Annotated in this window: 18 protein-coding genes; 8 read left to right on the top strand and 10 right to left on the bottom strand. The window is 49.1% G+C overall.

What is annotated here, in order from left to right:
* Positions 1–30 precede the first annotated feature (30 nt).
* Positions 31–504: an Lrp/AsnC ligand binding domain-containing protein gene (locus tag HGH91_RS02895; RefSeq protein ID WP_145666780.1), complete on the top strand. Its 474-nt coding sequence runs from the start codon at positions 31–33 to the stop codon at positions 502–504.
* Positions 505–579: 75 nt separating this feature from the next.
* Here the strand turns inward: HGH91_RS02895 and HGH91_RS02890 are convergent, their stop codons facing one another.
* Positions 580–1,770, bottom strand: a complete 1,191-nt coding sequence (locus HGH91_RS02890) for a class I SAM-dependent RNA methyltransferase (RefSeq protein ID WP_168736946.1) — start codon at positions 1,768–1,770, stop codon at positions 580–582.
* Between the two features lie 78 nt (positions 1,771–1,848).
* Between HGH91_RS02890 and HGH91_RS02885 the strand changes: the two genes are divergently transcribed.
* On the top strand, positions 1,849–2,880 hold the full coding sequence (locus HGH91_RS02885) for a sialidase family protein (RefSeq protein ID WP_168736945.1): 1,032 nt from the start codon (positions 1,849–1,851) through the stop codon (positions 2,878–2,880).
* Positions 2,881–2,883: 3 nt separating this feature from the next.
* Here the strand turns inward: HGH91_RS02885 and map are convergent, their stop codons facing one another.
* The 4 genes from map to HGH91_RS02865 form a co-directional block, all read right to left on the bottom strand.
* Positions 2,884–3,648 (bottom strand): type I methionyl aminopeptidase, encoded by a 765-nt coding sequence (gene map, locus HGH91_RS02880; RefSeq protein ID WP_168736944.1) that lies wholly within the window; start codon positions 3,646–3,648, stop codon positions 2,884–2,886.
* 117 nt (positions 3,649–3,765) lie between these two features.
* Positions 3,766–4,302 (bottom strand): RNA 2'-phosphotransferase, encoded by a 537-nt coding sequence (locus tag HGH91_RS02875; RefSeq protein ID WP_211092180.1) that lies wholly within the window; start codon positions 4,300–4,302, stop codon positions 3,766–3,768.
* A 2-nt stretch (positions 4,303–4,304) separates the two neighbouring features.
* Positions 4,305–4,850, bottom strand: coding sequence for an NADAR family protein (locus HGH91_RS02870; RefSeq protein WP_168736943.1), 546 nt, complete (start codon positions 4,848–4,850; stop codon positions 4,305–4,307).
* Positions 4,840–5,703 (bottom strand): TIGR02452 family protein, encoded by an 864-nt coding sequence (locus HGH91_RS02865; protein ID WP_168736942.1) that lies wholly within the window; start codon positions 5,701–5,703, stop codon positions 4,840–4,842. Before HGH91_RS02865 ends, HGH91_RS02870 begins: the two co-directional genes overlap by 11 nt.
* A gap of 478 nt (positions 5,704–6,181) precedes the next feature.
* Here HGH91_RS02865 and HGH91_RS02860 point away from each other — a divergent pair, with 478 nt between their 5' ends.
* The 6 genes from HGH91_RS02860 (at position 6,182) to HGH91_RS02835 (ending at position 10,217) form a co-directional block, all read left to right on the top strand.
* Positions 6,182–6,607, top strand: coding sequence for an organic hydroperoxide resistance protein (locus tag HGH91_RS02860; RefSeq protein ID WP_168736941.1), 426 nt, complete (start codon positions 6,182–6,184; stop codon positions 6,605–6,607).
* Between the two features lie 10 nt (positions 6,608–6,617).
* Positions 6,618–7,295, top strand: a complete 678-nt coding sequence (locus tag HGH91_RS02855; RefSeq protein WP_168736940.1) for a type 1 glutamine amidotransferase domain-containing protein — start codon at positions 6,618–6,620, stop codon at positions 7,293–7,295.
* Positions 7,296–7,319: 24 nt separating this feature from the next.
* On the top strand, positions 7,320–7,748 hold the full coding sequence (locus tag HGH91_RS02850; RefSeq protein ID WP_168736939.1) for a MarR family winged helix-turn-helix transcriptional regulator: 429 nt from the start codon (positions 7,320–7,322) through the stop codon (positions 7,746–7,748).
* Positions 7,749–7,857: 109 nt separating this feature from the next.
* Positions 7,858–9,216, top strand: coding sequence for a Gfo/Idh/MocA family oxidoreductase (locus HGH91_RS02845; RefSeq protein WP_168736938.1), 1,359 nt, complete (start codon positions 7,858–7,860; stop codon positions 9,214–9,216).
* A gap of 105 nt (positions 9,217–9,321) precedes the next feature.
* Positions 9,322–9,741, top strand: a complete 420-nt coding sequence (locus HGH91_RS02840) for an SRPBCC family protein (RefSeq protein ID WP_168736937.1) — start codon at positions 9,322–9,324, stop codon at positions 9,739–9,741.
* Between the two features lie 23 nt (positions 9,742–9,764).
* Positions 9,765–10,217 carry a MarR family winged helix-turn-helix transcriptional regulator gene (locus HGH91_RS02835; protein ID WP_168736936.1) on the top strand — a complete coding sequence of 151 codons (453 nt, stop codon included), beginning with the start codon at positions 9,765–9,767 and terminating at the stop codon, positions 10,215–10,217.
* A gap of 82 nt (positions 10,218–10,299) precedes the next feature.
* Here the strand turns inward: HGH91_RS02835 and HGH91_RS02830 are convergent, their stop codons facing one another.
* From HGH91_RS02830 to HGH91_RS02810, 5 genes are all read right to left on the bottom strand, one after another.
* Positions 10,300–12,081, bottom strand: coding sequence for an alpha-L-rhamnosidase C-terminal domain-containing protein (locus HGH91_RS02830; RefSeq protein WP_211092179.1), 1,782 nt, complete (start codon positions 12,079–12,081; stop codon positions 10,300–10,302).
* A 103-nt stretch (positions 12,082–12,184) separates the two neighbouring features.
* On the bottom strand, positions 12,185–13,120 hold the full coding sequence (locus HGH91_RS02825; protein ID WP_168736935.1) for an alpha/beta hydrolase: 936 nt from the start codon (positions 13,118–13,120) through the stop codon (positions 12,185–12,187).
* A gap of 35 nt (positions 13,121–13,155) precedes the next feature.
* Complete coding sequence (locus HGH91_RS02820) at positions 13,156–14,553, bottom strand: FGGY-family carbohydrate kinase (protein WP_168736934.1); 1,398 nt, start codon at positions 14,551–14,553, stop codon at positions 13,156–13,158.
* Positions 14,554–14,567: 14 nt separating this feature from the next.
* Positions 14,568–15,842 carry a sugar isomerase gene (locus HGH91_RS02815; protein WP_168736933.1) on the bottom strand — a complete coding sequence of 425 codons (1,275 nt, stop codon included), beginning with the start codon at positions 15,840–15,842 and terminating at the stop codon, positions 14,568–14,570.
* A gap of 35 nt (positions 15,843–15,877) precedes the next feature.
* Positions 15,878–18,004 (bottom strand): bifunctional aldolase/short-chain dehydrogenase, encoded by a 2,127-nt coding sequence (locus HGH91_RS02810; protein WP_168736932.1) that lies wholly within the window; start codon positions 18,002–18,004, stop codon positions 15,878–15,880.
* Positions 18,005–18,011 lie beyond the last annotated feature (7 nt).

Raw genomic sequence — 18,011 nt, 5'->3', positions numbered from 1 at the left:
TTAGAAAAAAATCTAAATCGCGTTGCAAAAATGAGTCACCCGTTAAATATTGACAAATTAGACCTGCAAATCATTTCAGAAATGTCAACCGATGCCAGTATTTCCTACGCTGAATTAGGAAAGAAGCTCTTTGTATCTGGCGGTACTATTCATGTGCGCATTAAGAAGTTACATGAAATGGGGGTCATTAAAGGAACGCGTTTACAGGTAAACCTGCGTGCTATTGGCTATGATGTATTGGCCTTTATAGGTATTTACCTGGAGAAAAGTTCGCTGTATGAAACCGTAGCCAAACAGCTATTAAAGATTCCGCAGATCGTAAGGCTGAACTATACTACCGGCTCCTACAGTATGTTTGCGGAAATCATCTGCAAGGACAGCGGTGAATTGCGCAAAATTTTACAGGATGATCTCCAGCACATCAAGGGGATAGAGCGTACAGAAACCATTATATCCCTGGAAGAAAGTTTTTCCAGGCCTATTAATGTGAGTGAAGCTATTTAAGACGGAAACATTTGTAGATATGCGCTGCCGTAAAAGGCAGCGCTTTTTTATATTGCATTTATATAGTAAGGATTACTAATCATTCTTATCTTCCACCAGCTTCCTGGCATCACGGGTACCGGCGTATAGTTCATATTCCAGCAGGCGGCAGTCGATTTTACTATTATAAAATTCGATTCTTCTTTTGGCTTTCAGGCCTATTTTCTTGGCCAGTTCCAGGTTGCCGGTAAACACGTAGCCGTGGTAACCGCCACAACGTTGTTTCATGAAATCGCCGATGCGGCCATAGGTTTCTTCCAGGGCTTCGATTTCGCCGAGGCGCAGGCCATATTCCGGGTTCATGTATACGACGCCGGCCGCATTGGCAGGCACTTCTGTAGCAGCAAAATCGCACACCCTGAATTCAATCATATCTTGCACACCAGCGGCTTTTGCATTCTTGCGTGCATTCACAATAGCCATATCGCTAAGATCGGTGGCAATAATGCGTAAGCCGGGCACTTCTACAATTTGTTTTTCCAGGACGCCCCGCTCTTCCAGGTATACGTCTTCGTTATAGCCTTGCAGGTGCATAAAAGCATAGTTGTCGCGGAACAGACCGGGACGGCTATTAGTGGCTATCAGTGCGGCTTCTATGGCCACGGTACCGGAGCCACACATCGGGTTGATGAAGGGGCTCTTGCGATCCCATTTCGTAGCAAGGATAGTGGATGCTGCAAGGGCTTCCAACATAGGCGCGCGCCCGGGGATTTTGCGGTAACCATGGCGGGCCAGTGAATCGCCGCTGGTATCTACAAACACTTCCGCCTTTTCATTTTTCCAGAACAGGTGAATTACGGCACCACTCAGCTCTGCGCCGGTAGACGGGCGTTTCCCTGTTTTAGCGCGCAGACGGTCTACCACCGCGTCTTTTACACGGAGATTGGCAAACATGCTGTTATTGATGGTATCATTCTGTACGTTGCTGGTGATAGAAAAATAACCATCTGCCGGAAGAATCGTTTCCCAGGGATAGCTGTGCAACGCCTGGTAGATATCGTCTGCATCGGTGGCCTCAAATTGTTTCAGGCTATAAAGTACCTGGCTGCCGCAGCGCAGCTGCAGGTTTAAACGGATACACTCATTGACAGAAGCCTGTAACCGCACGCCGGTCACAAATGTTTCGTCTATCGTAAATCCCAGTTCTTTTACTTCCTGTTCCAGGAAGGGTGTCAGGCGTTTGTTACAGGTAACCGTAACCGTTCCCGTGGTAGTGTATAATGACATAAGGCGGCAAATTTACCAATCTTTATGATAATCGCCGTTCATTCCTTAATTTAACCGCCTCATTAGATCCTGTATAATATGCGATATTGTTTTACGCTGTTGTTGCTGGCGGTATTTAATTTCCCGGCACAAGCGCAGCTGAAAGCCACATTAGTGCGTAATAAGCTGATTATGGAAAAGCCAGTCACTCCTTCCAGTCATGCGTCTACTATCACCGCCCTTCCCGGCGGGCAGTTACTGGCGGCCTGGTTTGGCGGTAAGGAAGAAGGCAGTAAAGATGTGGTGATATGGGCTTCTCTGTATAAAAACAACCAATGGCAGCGGCCCGTACAGCTGGCAGATGGTATTATCAGTGATACACTACGGTACCCTTGCTGGAACCCGGTGCTGTTCCGTACCCGGGCGGGGCTGCTTTGCCTGTTTTACAAGATAGGCCCGAATCCGCGGGAATGGTGGGGCATGGCCCGTTACAGCCATGACAACGGCGTTAGCTGGTCATCTCCGGAAAAACTACCCGACGGTATATTGGGACCTATTAAAAATAAATGTATACAGCTACCTGATGGGCATTTGCTGCATCCCTCCAGTACAGAGAGTGTGAAAGGCAATGTATGGATATCGCATATGGAAATCAGCGATAGCACGGGGCATCAGTGGCAGAAAATAAACATCAACTGCGACACTTTCGGCGTCATACAACCTACCCTGCTGTCTTATAAAGACGGGAAGATACAGGCGCTGTTCCGTAGCAGGCAAAATGTGGTGGCCAGCAGCTGGTCGGCCGATAACGGGGCTTCCTGGAGTGCGGTGAGTGGCCTGTCTCTCCTCAATCCCAACTCAGGCATTGATGCAGTAACCACGCCTGATGGATGGCAGGTGTTGGTATATAATCCCGCTAAATCCGGGAAAGATTGGTCTAATGGCCGTAACGAGTTGAGAGTAGCCGTGTCGAAAGATGGGCTGCAATGGAAAGATGTATATACGCTGGAGAAACATGCAGGTGGCGAATATAGCTATCCTGCTATTATCGCCACCGCAGGTGGTTTGGTGCATATTACATATACGAGCGACCGTAAGAATATCCGGGTAGTGACTTTATCGCTGCAATAGGGATTAGTTCCAGATTTCGTTGGCGGCAGTCAATATAATAGGCGCCTGATCGGTTATCACAATAGTATGTTCGTGCTGAGCTACAAATCCGCCTTTGTTGCCGATGAGCGTCCAACCATCGTTGCTTTGATTGGCAAAAGAGGATTTGGTAGAAATAAATGTTTCAATAGCGACCACCCCATTTCTTTTAAACCGGGTTTTATTGAAACCAACATAACAATTGAGGATATCGTCTGGCGCTTCGTGGAGACTGCGGCCTACGCCGTGTCCGGCCAGGTTTCTGATTACCGTGAAACCGGATTTTCCCGCTTCAGTTTCAATAAACTTTCCCAGGTCGGCTACGCGGGAGCCTGTTTTGATGCGGTGAATAGCCTTATAGAGAATAGATTTTGACGCATCTACCAAGGCCTGGTGATGATGAATATCTTCTCCCAATACAAAAGAGCCGCCGTTGTCGGACCAGTAACCATCCAGCTCTGCAGATACATCTATATTTACCAGGTCGCCTTCCTGCAATACTTTTCTTTCGGAAGGAATACCATGTGCAATTTCATTATTGACGCTGATGCAGGTCCAGCCAGGAAAGCCATAAGTAAGTCTGGGTGCGGATTTTGCTCCTAAAGCATTTAATATCTCTCCACCAAAATCATCGATTTCCCGGGCAGTCATACCCGGTTTGGCATAGTTCCTCATTTCTTTCAGGGTAACGGCTACTGCGTTGCTGACCCTTTTCATGCCATTGAGTTCTGCTTCGGAATTGATCGACATGTTTTTTATTTAAAAGTACTGATTAATTAAATAACAAAGTCTCTCCTGTAACAAGAGAGACTTTGCCAAGACAATTTCAATATATCGCTAAATCCCTGGCATGGTGACGAAGCGGCATTATTGAATGTATTTCGGTGGTACTTCATCCGTGAGCCATACCCCATTGGCCGACAGGTAAAATACCCAACCATCGCGATGCATTTGCCCACTGTGTATAGTGAGGATAAGCGGCATACCTCTCCTGCTGCCTACTTTCTGGGCCGTGCCCAGGTCATCCGACAAGTGCACATGTTGACGGCTGATTTTCTGTATACCGGTGCTCCTGATCTGCTGCACGAATTTACCGACTGTGCCATGATAGAGGTATTCCGGTGGGGCAGCAGGAGGCAGATCCAGCGAGATATTCAGCGAAAGTGAATGTCCCTGGCTGGCCCTGATCCTGGTTTTATCTTCGTTGAATGCGAAGCGTTGTTTATCATTTTCAGCCACCATCGATTCCAGTTCGGTGCGTGAGAAATGGAATCCATGTGCTTTACATTGTTGCAGTAAGGTAACTACGTCGGCCCAACCGTGGGCATCAAGTGGTAGTTGTACTTTGTCCGGGTTATGCCGGAGAATAAGGCTCAGCAATTTGCTGATAGCTTTTGGTGTCATGTTTATTTCAATTGATCCCTTACCGTCATGAGCGCGTAACCTAGCAGGTTTTCACCGCGCCACAGGGTGGGATTTTCCGCATGTTCGTGGGTTTCCGCCATGCCTATTCCCCAGATACGATCCATGGGGCTGGCTTCTACCAATATACGTTCCTGCGTGTTAAGTAAAAATTTTTTCAGTGCGGGGTCCTGTGAAAACTTATGATAGTTGCCGGTGGCCACAATATCAAATTTGTGGGCGTTCCAGGTAGCCTGGTCAAAATTTTTCACTTGCTGCCCCAATTTTTTGACCTCCGCGGGTGCAGTAGCCTGCAATATCTTTTCCATTGTAACGGGATCGTTAAAGAGACGGGCTTTACCCGCCATCATCCAATGTTCCGCCGTTTTATAGGTAATACCGGCTACGGCAAAATTGCTTTTCCACCACTGTCCAAGGCAGGAGGCGGTAATTTGTCCGTTTGGTGCCACGAGTGGCTTCCAGAAGAAGACAAACTTTAATCGCTCTTTCGCTTCGTACCTGGCTAACAGCCATTCGTTATTATACAGCATGGTGTTGAAATTCGTTGTTAAATGCGTTACGGTTATGTTGTTTTTCCGAAGTATCATACACGGCAAATACAATGTTTGTAAAGGCGTGTTGGAATACTTCGTTGTGGCAAATATGATGTGCCAACCAACGGGCGATATCTGCCGGGTTGTTCCTGAAAACGCCACAGCCCCAGGCACCCAATACCAGGGTGGTTTGTTTGTTGGCTACCGCCACGGACAATAATTTTTCGATCCTTGCCAGCATCACGGCTTCCATATCTTTCAGGCGACCAGGCTCATTGTTGCTGATGGCGCCCGCATTCACAGCCGGGGCGGTGATGATCGATACAAGATAGGCGTCGTCCAGCAATTCATCGCGATCGTTCCTGAACACCGGTACCAGCGGGGAATAGATCATGTTATCGGTGTACAGACAGGTATGGGTTAGCCTGTTGGCCGTATACATTTGCGGTTTGGATTTGAGGCTGGCGTACAGGCCGCTGGCCCTGGACAAGGCTTCTTCCTGTGCTTGCGCGCCACCAAGAAAACCTCCGCCGGGATTCTTCGCCGATGCAAAGTTCAGGCAGCATACGTCGGTGATGCCTTCCTTTACTACCAGTCGATATGCGGCGGCAAAAGTGGTTTCACCGGTAACGGCTATACGAAGTGGTCCTGCCGGGTGCCCTTTCAACTGCTGATCTCTTTGTATAAATACGGTTTCAAAATCTCCGGGTTTATAATGTATCGTGTTGGCCACGCTGTGTTGCAGCGCTGCGCTGATATCAATGGTGTGGTTATGTTGATTCTGATAACAGCCCTTTTCCATTATCTCCAGCGTTTCGTAAGCTGTGGCTGTTCTTTTGCTCTTGTTCATGTTGTTTTAGTTTTTCAGCAGGGTTGTTGGAATAATGGTGGGGTTAACATAATTCCATAGTACAGCTGAGGGTGCAATTATTTGTTTACGTCATTATGACGCAAAGTAAAAGAATATTTATGATTTCACCATAATTTTTTTTTGGGGGAGGGTAACCGGGAAGTGTATTTTTCTCGCCAAGGGCGCAAAGAAACAAAGCAGCAGAGATTGAAGCGGATTTTAAGCCCGCAAAGCGGGTAGATTATGTAATGTTCTTCTATGTTACATAATCTACCCGCTTTGCGGGCTTAAAATTCGCTCTCTTCCTGTTATAAATTCTTTGCTCCTTTGTTTCTTTGCGCCTTGGCGAGAAAAAATATACTTTTTGGTCCGATCCAACTCTCCCGGGCATTTATTTGTTAATTATAACAGGCAGCCATAAAATTAATTTGGAATTAAATTGTGTACAATTTAATTTTACACAATAAATTAAAATTTTATGGCCACATTTGAAAGTATATACACAGCACACGCCACCGTAACAGGCGGCAGGAATGGACATGTAACCTCTTCCGACGGGGTATTGGACCTGGGTATCCGCATGCCTAAGGAAATGGGTGGCAGCGGCGGCGCTTACACTAATCCCGAGCAATTATTTGCCGCCGGTTATGCCGCTTGTTTCGATAGTGCGCTTAACCTGGTGATCAGAACAGAAAAGGTGCGTACCGGTACTACCCAGGTAACTGCGGCAGTTAGTTTAGGAAAGAATGAAGGGGGAAGTTATGGCCTGGCTGTAAAACTGCAAGTAGCCATTCCGGATACAGACCGTGAGCTGGCTCAGTCGTTGATGGAAAAGGCGCACCAGGTATGCCCTTACTCCCAGGCTACCCATGGTAATATAAACGTTGAATTAGCTTTGATATAAACCAGATCATATGCAGGTACTTATTGTATTGACCTCGCACAGCGAGTTAGGCAATACCGGTCATAAAACCGGTTTCTGGATAGAGGAGTTTGCCGCCCCCTACTACGTGCTGGCAGATGCGGGGGTAGAAATCACCCTGGCTTCTCCGAAAGGTGGTCAACCGCCGATAGATCCGAAGAGTGAGCTGGCCGAATTTCAAACCGCTGCCACCGAGCGTTTTAAGCGGGACCCTGCCTTGCAGGAAAAGCTGGCGCATACTGTGAAGCTGAATGAAGTGGATGCCGCCGATTATGACGCCGTATTCTATCCTGGTGGTCACGGCCCATTATGGGACCTGGCCAATGATCCCAGCTCTATTTCGCTGATAGAAACCTTCTATCGTCAAAATAAGCCAGTGGCCTTTGTTTGCCATGCTCCCGGAGCGCTGGTAAAGGTAAAAGGCCCGAATGGCGAGCCGTTGGTAAAAGGCAAGGAAGTGACCGGCTTCAGTAATGCAGAAGAAGATGCCGTACAACTCACCACCATAGTGCCGTTCCTGTTGGAAGATGAATTGAAAAAGTTAGGTGGATTTTACAGCAATGGCCCCAACTGGCACCCTTATGCCCTGAAAGACGGCTTATTAATCACCGGGCAAAACCCGGCATCGTCTGAAGAAGTGGCTAAAATATTAATTGAAACATTAGCGTAGCTTTGTGTTGTTAAATCAAGTCAATTGAAACAACTGAAATTATCCAATCAGCTTTGCTTTTCATTTTACGCATTATCAAGGCTGGTAACCTCGCATTACCAGCCTTTTTTAAATGCGATAGACCTTACGTATCCCCAATACCTGGTGATGTTGTCGCTATGGGAACATGAAACGTTATCGATGAAAGCGTTGGGAAAATTGCTGATGCTGGATTCCGGGACACTCACCCCGTTGTTAAAGCGACTGGAAAGCAAAAAGCTGATTAAACGGGCGCGCAGCAAAACGGATGAGCGTATCGTGAATATTCAGTTAACCGCCGCCGGAACGGAGCTGAAAGCCCGGGCAGCAGATATCCCTGAAAAAATCAGTTGCAGTATGGGATTTACCCCGGAAGAATATCAGACCCTGAAGCCTATGATCAGCGACATCCTGCAACGGAACCAGGAAGCCTAATCTTTTTTTTGCATAGCTGGCATTTTTTCGCATAATCTATTATCTTTCTTACGGAACCTTATTTTGTACGCGAAAGAATGCTTTACCCACTTTTAATTATTTCCACGCTATGCACCATTTTAACATCAATCGCCGTCGTTTTTTAAAAGGAGCCACGGCTACCCTCGCACTTTCTGCCATAGGCGCCAGCGCACTCGATTTCATTTATCCTGATAAGCCTTTGCGGGTGGCCCTGATTGGCACCGGTTGGTATGGTAAAAGCGACCTATTCCGCCTGATACAGGTAGCGCCAGTGAAAGTGATTGCATTATGCGACGTTGACAAAAACATGCTGCAGGCGGCTGCCGATATGGTACGCCAGCGTCAGGCCTCCCATGAAACGCCACGCCTCTATACCGACTACCGCAAGCTGTTGTCTGAAAATGAACTGGACATTGTACTGATAGGAACGCCTGATCACTGGCATGCCATGCAAACCATTGCTGCGCTGGAAGCCGGGGCCAATGTATATGTACAGAAACCGATCAGCGTAGACGTGATCGAAGGCGAAGCCATGGTAGCCGCTGCCCGCAAATACGGCAAGGTGGTACAGGTAGGTACCCAACGGAAAAGCACGCCCCACCTGATTGATGCAAAAAAGAATATCGTAGATGCCGGCCTGCTGGGGAAAGTATCCCATGTAGAAATGTGCTGTTACTATCATATGCGCAACAACGGTAACCCGCCGGTGCAGGCGGTGCCTGACTATTTTGACTATGAGATGTGGACAGGTCCTGCGCCCCTGCGGCCTTACGACGGCCTCCCTCACATCCGCTGGTGGCGTACTTTTATGGAATACGGCAATGGCATTATGGGCGATATGTGTATTCATATGTTTGACACCGTACGCTGGATGCTGCAGCTGGGCTGGCCTAAGCGTATCAGTTCTACCGGTGGCATATATGTACAGAAAGAAGGAAAATCAAACATCGCCGATACCCAGTCAGCCATCTTTGAATATGAAGGGTTAAACTGCGTATGGCAGCACCGCACCTGGGGCACGCCGGCTGATCCAAAATACCCGTGGGCATTTAAATTATATGGAGAAAAAGGAACGCTGGCCGCCAGCACCCTATCTTACGATTTCATACCTGCCGACAATGGTACGCCTATTCATAAAGACGTAGTCTATGAAAAGGAAAAATACCCGGAAGACCTGACCGAACCAGCCATTGAATTAAATGCGGCTCCTGCCACACGCCTGCATATGCTCAACTTCCTGGGCGCCATTAAAAATGGCGGACGCCCCGTGGCAGATATCGAAGAAGGGCATATTTCCACGGCCAGCTGTATTCTCGCCAATATATCCATGCAACTGGGACGCCCGGTCGTATACAACCCGCAGCAACGGATTATTACCGGCGATCCGGCCGCCACGGCCTTGTTACAGCGCCCCTACCGGTCCCCCTGGCAACACCCCTTAGTCTAAAAAAACAGCCATAAAATTATCATGATAAAATATGTTTTATTATTATAAGTATACTTATTATATTTGCACTTATAAATAATTACTCACGTCAAAAACATTACTATCATGTGGTCACAATCTCATACTATCGTTACCAAAGCCGCTACCAAAGAACAAATGTGGAAACTTTTTGCCGACGTTAACAACTGGCATACCTGGGATGACGGCATCGAATATGCCCGGCTGGATGGAAAATTTGAGAAGGGCAACCATTTCCTGCTCAAACCCAGGAACGGTCCAAAAGTGAAAATTGAGTTGTTTGACATCGTTCCCAATAAGAAATTTGTAGACCTCACCCGCTTTCCGCTGGCTAAAATGTACGGTGAGCATACCTTTGAAGAAACGCCGGAGGGTCTGAAGATCACCACTACCATGACGGTATCCGGCGCCCTGGGATTTTTATGGAAGAAGATAGTAGCACAAGATATTGTGAACGGTTTACCTACCGATATGGAAAATCAAATCCAGGTAGCGAGCAAACTATAATTACTTTTGCAAAAAAATGGGCGATGAAGAAAGAAGACAATCCTTTTAGCGTAGCGGAGGCGGAAGAGAGTCCGGGGTTTCTACTGTGGCAGGTAACCAGCTTATGGCAGCGGGAAATCCGCAAGGCACTGGAGAAGTATGACCTTACGCATTCGCAGTTTGTACTGCTGGCCAGTACGATGTGGCTTACCCGGCAAAATGAGCCAGTGACGCAGATCCTGCTCTCTGCTCATTCCAAGATAGATCCGATGACCACGTCCACGGTGCTGCGTACCCTGCAAGCCAAAGGCTTGCTGGAGAGAAGGGAGCATGCCACAGATACCAGGGCTAAAACCGTAGCGTTGACGGCCAACGGCGAAAAGATCACCCGGCAGGCTATTAAAGTGGTAGAGCAGTTTGATGCCGATTTCTTTGCGCCCCTGGGTAATAAGATCAGCGAGTTTAACAAAAAGCTGCGGTTGCTGCTGCAACAGTAATTTCAAAGTATACGTTGATGTTAGTAACCGGAAGTAAAGCGGTTCCGGGTATCCCGGAGCCGCTGAAAGACCCAATTCCCTGCTATTCGCGAATAATTTTCACCTGGGCAGGCGCTTTAATATCTGACTGAATTTTTCCATTTGCCAGGCGTGTATGCTTTACCGTTACCACGCCGTAGGGTGTTGGAAAAGTACCTTCTGCAAACGTAAGATCTCCCAGGTGAGGCGCCACCCTGATCACCCGGCAACCGGGTTCCACTACAGAAATGCCCAATACATGCTCCGTTAACCAGGGCGTAGGCCCGGAAGCCCAGCCATGGCATAAACTATGACGGAATCCCTTGTAGCAGTAAGCGCCATAATCGCCGTGAATATCTTTCTGACCGGGCTGCACCAGGGTATCGATGCGCGCAGCCCCGGGCAGCCAGTCCATATTAAAATCTTCCCAGAAAGTGGTAGCGCCCAACTTAAGCATAGCGCCCCAGTAAGTGCGGATATCGTTTAGCCCTCCCTGGTAGTCGCCCGCTTTGGCTTTTGCCTGGAGCATATAATAGCCGTAAAACGTGGAGTAATCTTTTACGCCTCCTACGGATAAAATCTCCCGGTTAATTTTTTCTGCTGGCACCAAATCTGCCAATGCCAGTAAAGCGGCTGCCTGCTTGGAGCCATTGGCATCCGGCACATTTTTTTTCAGGCGTGCCACGGCCGCTTCGCATTGCTGTACCGTAGCCTCATCTTTCAACACTTTGCTAAGATCAGCCCCGGCTTTGAGCGTCATGATCATCATGGCTTGCAAACCCGCGTGTATGCCAGGCTTATTTTCGCTGGAGGGCCAGTCGAGGAACCTCGTGCCATCGTTCAGGTCTTCACTGTTGCTGGCATCAATCTTCTTGCATAAATGATCCAGCAGCCCTTTCAGGTACGCGGCCTGTTGCTGCAGGTACGTCCTGTTGCCAGTATGCTGATACCAGTCGCGCTGGATTAGCACCCACCACATGGAATAAGATACCATTCCGTTCATGTATTGCGGTATGGGCGTAATATCCCTCGACAAATCGAGGCTGTGGGGCACCACTTCATTATATCCAAATACTGCGCTGATGGTAGATATTTCGGGGTGCATATCGCCTATCCATACCAGGCGGTCGCGCTTAATGCCGTCCCACAGGTAGTCCTGCATATTGAGGTGCACCGTATAGGCGCCGGTCAGCCATATTTTGTTGAGCAGCTCGTCGCTGCATTTGAATGAACCCAGGTAAGGCAGATCGCGGTATACGAAGATGGCCCGCACCTCTTTGAGTTGCAGTGCTGCATTGTCATCGAGCAAATCTATGCGTACAAAGCGAAAGCCGGTATTGCCTACTTCGAGTTTTCCCAACCAGGGCACGTCTACCACCATGTCCCGTACCGCATGATCGTTGGTGGCATTTTTCGATGGTTCTATGTCACTCATCGCTTCACTGACCGATTCGCCGAAGCGCACCCGTAGTTTTACAGGTTTCCCGCTTTTATACATGCCGGTTACCAGCTGCAGGCCGCCATGGAGTTCCGTTCCAAAATCAAACAGGATGGCCGGATGGGCGGTGGCGCTACTTTTCAGCACGCACATATTTTGGTTGGCCAGGTCGGCCTGACCATTGCCCGGCAAGAGGAAACGGGCGGCATTGGCAATGCTGGCACCACTGGCATTTGGTGTTTGCCAGGTAATTTTTTCCGGAGACAGATAACGCCGTACGGTAGCAGTGTTTTGTACCGAAGCCATGCGGCTACTGTCGAATACCGGCGGCAATTGCGCGCTGGCAGTACTTACCAGTCCCAGCAGGCCAATAGTTATCATTGTTCTTTTATAGAGAAAGTAATTCATAGTGGAATACGTTTATACGTTACCGTGATAACAACACCGAATAGTTATCCATACCGGTGATTGCACCGGTACACCAGGTTATTTCCCAAAATAGAAAAGAGATTTAGTATAACTGTCCTGTACCTCCCTGTAGCAGGGGATTACCGGGATTGAGCATACCGGTACGACCCAGCCATTTCATGATGATCTGCATCCAGCCTTCCACAGGCAGCTTCAGTACAAACCCGTGATCGCCTTCGGGATAGATATGCATTTCAGCGGGAACATGCTGGTGGCGCAAGGCCTGGTAAAAAGTGAGGGTATTGTCTACGTCCACCACTTTATCATCGCCGGTATGAAACAGCAGGGTTGGCGGCGTATGCCGGGTTACCTGCCGGTCGTTGGAGTAGTATTTAATATTGGTTTCATCAGGGTGCTCACCCAGCAGGTATTTACGTGATCCGGCATGGGTAAGGTCTTTTTCCATACTGATCACCGGGTATACCAGTACCATAAAATCGGGGCGAAGGTTAAGCCCGGCGTTGGCGGCTAATACCGGCCGGTCGAAATGGGTGCCTAATGTGGAGGCGAGATGACCGCCGGCAGAAAAGCCCATCACACCTACCCTGGCGGTATCGATATTCCATTCCGCCGCACGTGCCCTGATTATTTTTATGGCTTCCTGGGCATCCTGCAAGGGGCCACTGCTTTTATCCTGCATGATTTTATCGGAGGGCAGGCGGTATTTGAGTACAAAAGCCGCGATACCTTGTTTTGCAAAATACTCCGCGATGTTTATGCCTTCTTTCTGTAGCACTACTACATGATAACCACCGCCGGGTATGATCAGCACGGCCGCGCCGGTGGCGTTGTCCTTTGCAGGCAGATAGCTGGTCAGCGTGGGTATGCTGGTCAAAAAACGGTTATTGTCTTTATCCTTCGTTTCTTCATCCGGGCTGGCAATACCTCCCGGAGGAAGGCTTTGATATAAAGGGAACGTCGTTTGTGCGTTGGCGATAGCCGCCAGCAGGCAGCAGCAAAAAGTTAACAGGGCGCGCATAATTGTTGATATTGAGCGTAGTGATAATCAAATCTTCATAAAGATACATCGTGCGTCAGTGAATAGTACTTCAGTTCTATCAAATCGTTGGGCAGTGGCTTACTGTTCCAGGCGCCATGTATAGCCAGCGCGGCTCCCATGGCGGTGGCCTGCGCCATTGATGCAGCAAAGATTTCTATCTCCGGAAAAAAAGCTGCCAGCAGGTTCATGTAAATCGCATTTTTACTGAAACCACCGTCAACGAATATACGTTTTACTTTGTCGCCACTCAATACCCTTTTTGTAGCCATATATTGCTGATAGGCGATATCCAGCATTAACTGGTGATAGGCTTCGATATCGGAGGTGAAGGTATCCAAGTCCCGCTGCTCAAATTCAGAGGACTGCAATACTTTTTTCTCTGCTGTTTGTATTGGTGTTTCCTGTTGATTACGTGCCTTCAACCGGCGAATGATATCGCTGTCGAAGTCGATGTTGCGGTACCTGCCGGTATGCTGATTGAAATGCGCCGCAATGCGTTTTACCTGTTGCTCGTGCTCATAGCCGGCAAAGAGGCGGGAAGCTTTAACGGGCTTGCCCTGGAAGGTCATATAGCAAAGGCAATCAGCCTCGAGTTCTGCTGCGGTAAGCGGCGTATCGTTAAAGGGATTGAGACTGATACACCAGGTGCCGGTGGAAATTAATACAAATGGTTCCTGGAAGTTGACCAGGTAAGGAATCAGTGCGGCGGAGCTATCGTGCAAGCCGGTACCCACCAGGTAATTACTGCCTGGAAAGGCCGCCGGTATCACTTCCCCGGAAGAAAAAAGAGGCGCCAGCTTATCCAGCACCCCTTCTTCTGTTACCCACGTATGATAATTATTTCGCTGAAAATCCCAGAGGTTGGTGTGACAGCCAATACTGGTAATGTCTGCACAGGCCACACCGGTTAAGAGATAGCTCATATATTGCGGCAAATGCAATGCATACTTCACCTGCCGGTAAATATCCGGTTGTTCGTACTTGAGCCGGTATAGCTGCATGCCGGAATTAAGGCTTCCCAATACCGGGGAGGCCGACTGCACCGAAAATGCAGTGGCTCCCCCATATTGGTGATAAAATTGTTCACTGAGCGCGGCAGGATACGCTTTCAGGTAATTGTACAGCGGAGTAAGTGGGCGCCCTTCTTCATCTATGTATACCAGGCTGGCGCCATAGGTAGAAAAATTAATGGCTTTAATCTGCCATTCTTTTTTCCGGAACACTTCTCTCAGTGAGTCAAACACGGAGAGGCGAAGGCTTTCCAGGTTCTCACAGGGCGCGCCATCTTCATCCACGGTTTCCGTGAAACGGGCTGTCCGCTCAAAAACGATCCGATACTGTTCATCAAAGAGGAACAGCTTTTTGTTGGTTTTACCAACGTCAAAAATTGCTATAACGGGAATTTCGCTCATGATACCATTTAAAGTTACAAACCGGTGGCCATCGTTTTCGCGCCTCTCTCAAGGATCAGCGCTTCTCTTACCTTTTCAGTACGATAGAGTGCCAGCGGGTTCAGCGCGCCTCCTGCCTGCAGACGGGCAGCAGCTACCAGCGCCCGTACATCCGTACGGAAAGCCTGTTGCAATACCTCCTGTGCGGTAACCACATCGTTTTGCTGTTGCGCTGCCAGCAGTTTTTTACGGTCCACCAGCAAGGCCTGTGCGTAGCTGATCATGATGGCTTCTACCGACTGTAGCAGGTCTTCCAGTGGATCTTTCACATTATGGGAAGCATCGATCATCCATCCCAGGTCGGTAGCGTGGTTCATGCCCCGGGCATCCATGCCTTCCACCAGTTCGTTGAAGATGAGAAACAGCTGGTAAGGCTTAATGCTGCCTACCGTCAGATCATCATCTCCATACTTGGAATCGTTGAAATGAAAACCGCCGAGCTTTCCTTCCATCAGCAACAGCGCTACAATTTGTTCAATATTGGCATTCGGTAGGTGATGGCCCAAATCTACCAGGGAATAGGCTTTCGGACCCAGTTTGCTGGAAAAGAGATACGATTGTCCCCAGTCGCCCACCGTGGTAGAATAGAAGTTGGGCTCTGCCGCCTTGTATTCTACAAACATTTTCCAATTATCGGGCAGGGCAGCGTAAATTTCCCGGAGCCCTTCCAGTGTACGCTGGAATGCCTGCCGGAAATTGAGCTGGCCGGGAAAGCAGGAGCCATCCGACAACCATACAGTGAGAGAGTTGGACCCTACGGCTATCCCCTGCCGGACGACTTCAATATTATGGTCAATGGCCTGCTGCCGTACCGCTTTATCAACATGTTGCAGGGAACCGAATTTATAGCTATGTGTTTGCCCGGGTTGATCCTGGAAGGTGTTGGAGTTCACGGCATCGAAGCGGAGCCCGTTTTGGGCCGCTACGGCCTTAATCTGCGCAGGATTATCGGCCATGTCCCAGGGAATATGCAGGGAGATAGCGCCGCTGGATTGGTTCAGCTGGTGCAATAATCCCACATCTTCAATTTTCTCTTCCAGGCTGCGGGGCTCGCCACCACCGGGGAAGCGGCCAAACCGGGTGCCGCCGGTACCCAGCGCCCAGCTGGGAATACCTACCTGGAAAGCTACCAGCTGTTGAATGATGTCCTGTACGTGGTCAATTTCCCCCGAAAGATACTCAAATGTACGCTGATGGGCCGCCATCAACGCCTGGTTATGATCATCTATTTTATAGGACGCTATACGCATTATTGTTATTTTAAGGAACTTATAAAATACAGCTTTTATCTTACAAAAGCCATGGCTACACCTCCATCTACGTTGAGTACATTACCGGTGGCCTTGTTGAGCAATCCGCCTACAAAAGCATAGCAGGCGTTGGCAATATCTTCCGGCACAATAATTTCGTTGAGGAGTGTGCGTTTGGCATAGAACGCAGGCAGTTCTTCCACTTTCACCCCATAGGCTTTAGCCCTGCCTTCCGCCCAGGCGCCAGCCCATATTTTACTATCGGAAATAACCGCATCCGGGTTTACAACGTTCACGCGTATACGATCTTTTCCCAGTTCGGCGGCATTGAGCCGGCTCAGGTGCAGCTGGGCCGCCTTAGCGGAGCCATATGCCGCATTGTTAGGACCGGAAACCAACGCGTTTTTACTGACAATATTCAACACATCGCCGCCAGTACCTTGTTTACGCATAATATCTACGCCGGTTTGGGTAACGAGGAATTGTCCTTTTACCAGTACATCGTAGAGAAGATCCCAATCTTTCTCCGTATGATCTTCCAATGGTTTGGAAATCGACAGACCGGCGCAATTGACGATGATATCCACGCCGCCAAAGGCCAGTACAGCGGTGTTATAGGTTTTATGTACAGAAGCAGCATCCGTGACATCCAGCAGGTCGGCCGCAAATACATCTTTGCCATAGAGCCGGTTGAACTCTTCCCGGGCGCTTTCCAATCGCTGCGCATCGTTGTCGTTGATCACTACTACAGCCCCTTCTTCGGCAAACTTTTTAGCGATGGCTTTACCAATACCGCCGGCGCTGCCGGTTACCAGGGCTACTCTGCCGGTGAGTGCTTTGGGTTTAGGCATGCGTTGCAATTTAGCTTCCTCCAGCAACCAGTACTCGATGTTGAATGCTTCCTGGCGTGGCAGCGAAGTATATTCCGATACCGCTTCGGCCCCTTTCATGACGTTGATAGCATTGATATAGAATTCGGCTGCTACCCGGGCGGTTTGTTTATCCTTTGCAAAGGTAAACATACCTACGCCGGGGTACAGGATCACCACCGGGTTGGGGTCGCGCATAACGGGACTATTCGGATGTTTACAGGTATTGTAATAGTCGGTATACATTTGCCGGTAGGCATCAAACAGCGGCTCCAGTGCTGCTTTTACAGCAGGTACATCGCTGAGGTCGGCCCCGGGCGCCAGGTTGAGTACCAGCGGACTAATCTTCGTACGAAGGAAGTGGTCGGGGCAGCTGGTGCCGAGAGGCGCCAGCCGGTGCAGGTCGTTGGAATTAATGAATTCCAATACCCGGCCGTCGTCGGTAAAGTGTCCTACCATTTTCTGTTGAGAAGAGCAATAGCCCCTCAATACAGGCGCTAATGCAGCTGCCTGGGAGCGGCGTTGCGCATCTTCCAGGGAGGCGATCGCCTGCCCGCCAAAAACGGGTTTATGACGTCCCATGTTGGCCTCCAGGTATTCTGCGCAACGCTCTATTACTTCCAGGGTATTGATATAGCTTTCGTAGGCGGTATCTCCCCAGGTAAAGAGTCCGTGAGAGCCCAGCATAATCCCGCGTATGCCGGGGTTTTCATCCAGACATTGCTTCAATTGTAAGCCCAGGTCGAAGCCCGGCTTTTGCCAGGGTACCCAGCCAATGGTACCGTTGAACAACTCCTGTGTGATGCGTTTTCCATCTTTCGCGGCAGCGATAGCGATGGCCGCATCGGGATGCAGGTGATCAATATGTTTGAATGGAAGGAAACCATGCAGCGGGGTATCAATAGATGGCGCTTTGGAGCTGAGATCGTAGATGCAATGGTTAAACAGTTCCACCATTTCATCTTCATGCGCAATGCCTTTATAAATATGTTGCAGGCTGTGGAGCCGGTCTACGTATAATGCGGCGAGCCCGCTCCTGCGGAGTGTGCCCAGGTCGCCACCGGAACCTTTTACCCACATCACTTCTACCGGTTCGCCGGTGAGCGGATCTTTGGCCATTGCTTTACAGGAAGTATTTCCTCCTCCATAGTTGGTGAGTCGCAGATCCGCGCCGAGCAAATTGGAACGATAGATCAGCAAGGCAACTTCATCACCCGCCATGGTGGCGGCTGTTGCTTCATCCCATAAATAACTTACATGCCTGAATTGCGTAGTGGTTCCATTTATAGACATACTATAT

This window comes from Chitinophaga eiseniae (genome assembly GCF_012641265.1).
Classification (GTDB): domain Bacteria; phylum Bacteroidota; class Bacteroidia; order Chitinophagales; family Chitinophagaceae; genus Chitinophaga; species Chitinophaga eiseniae_A.
This window is presented reverse-complemented; position numbering and strand designations above follow the sequence as displayed.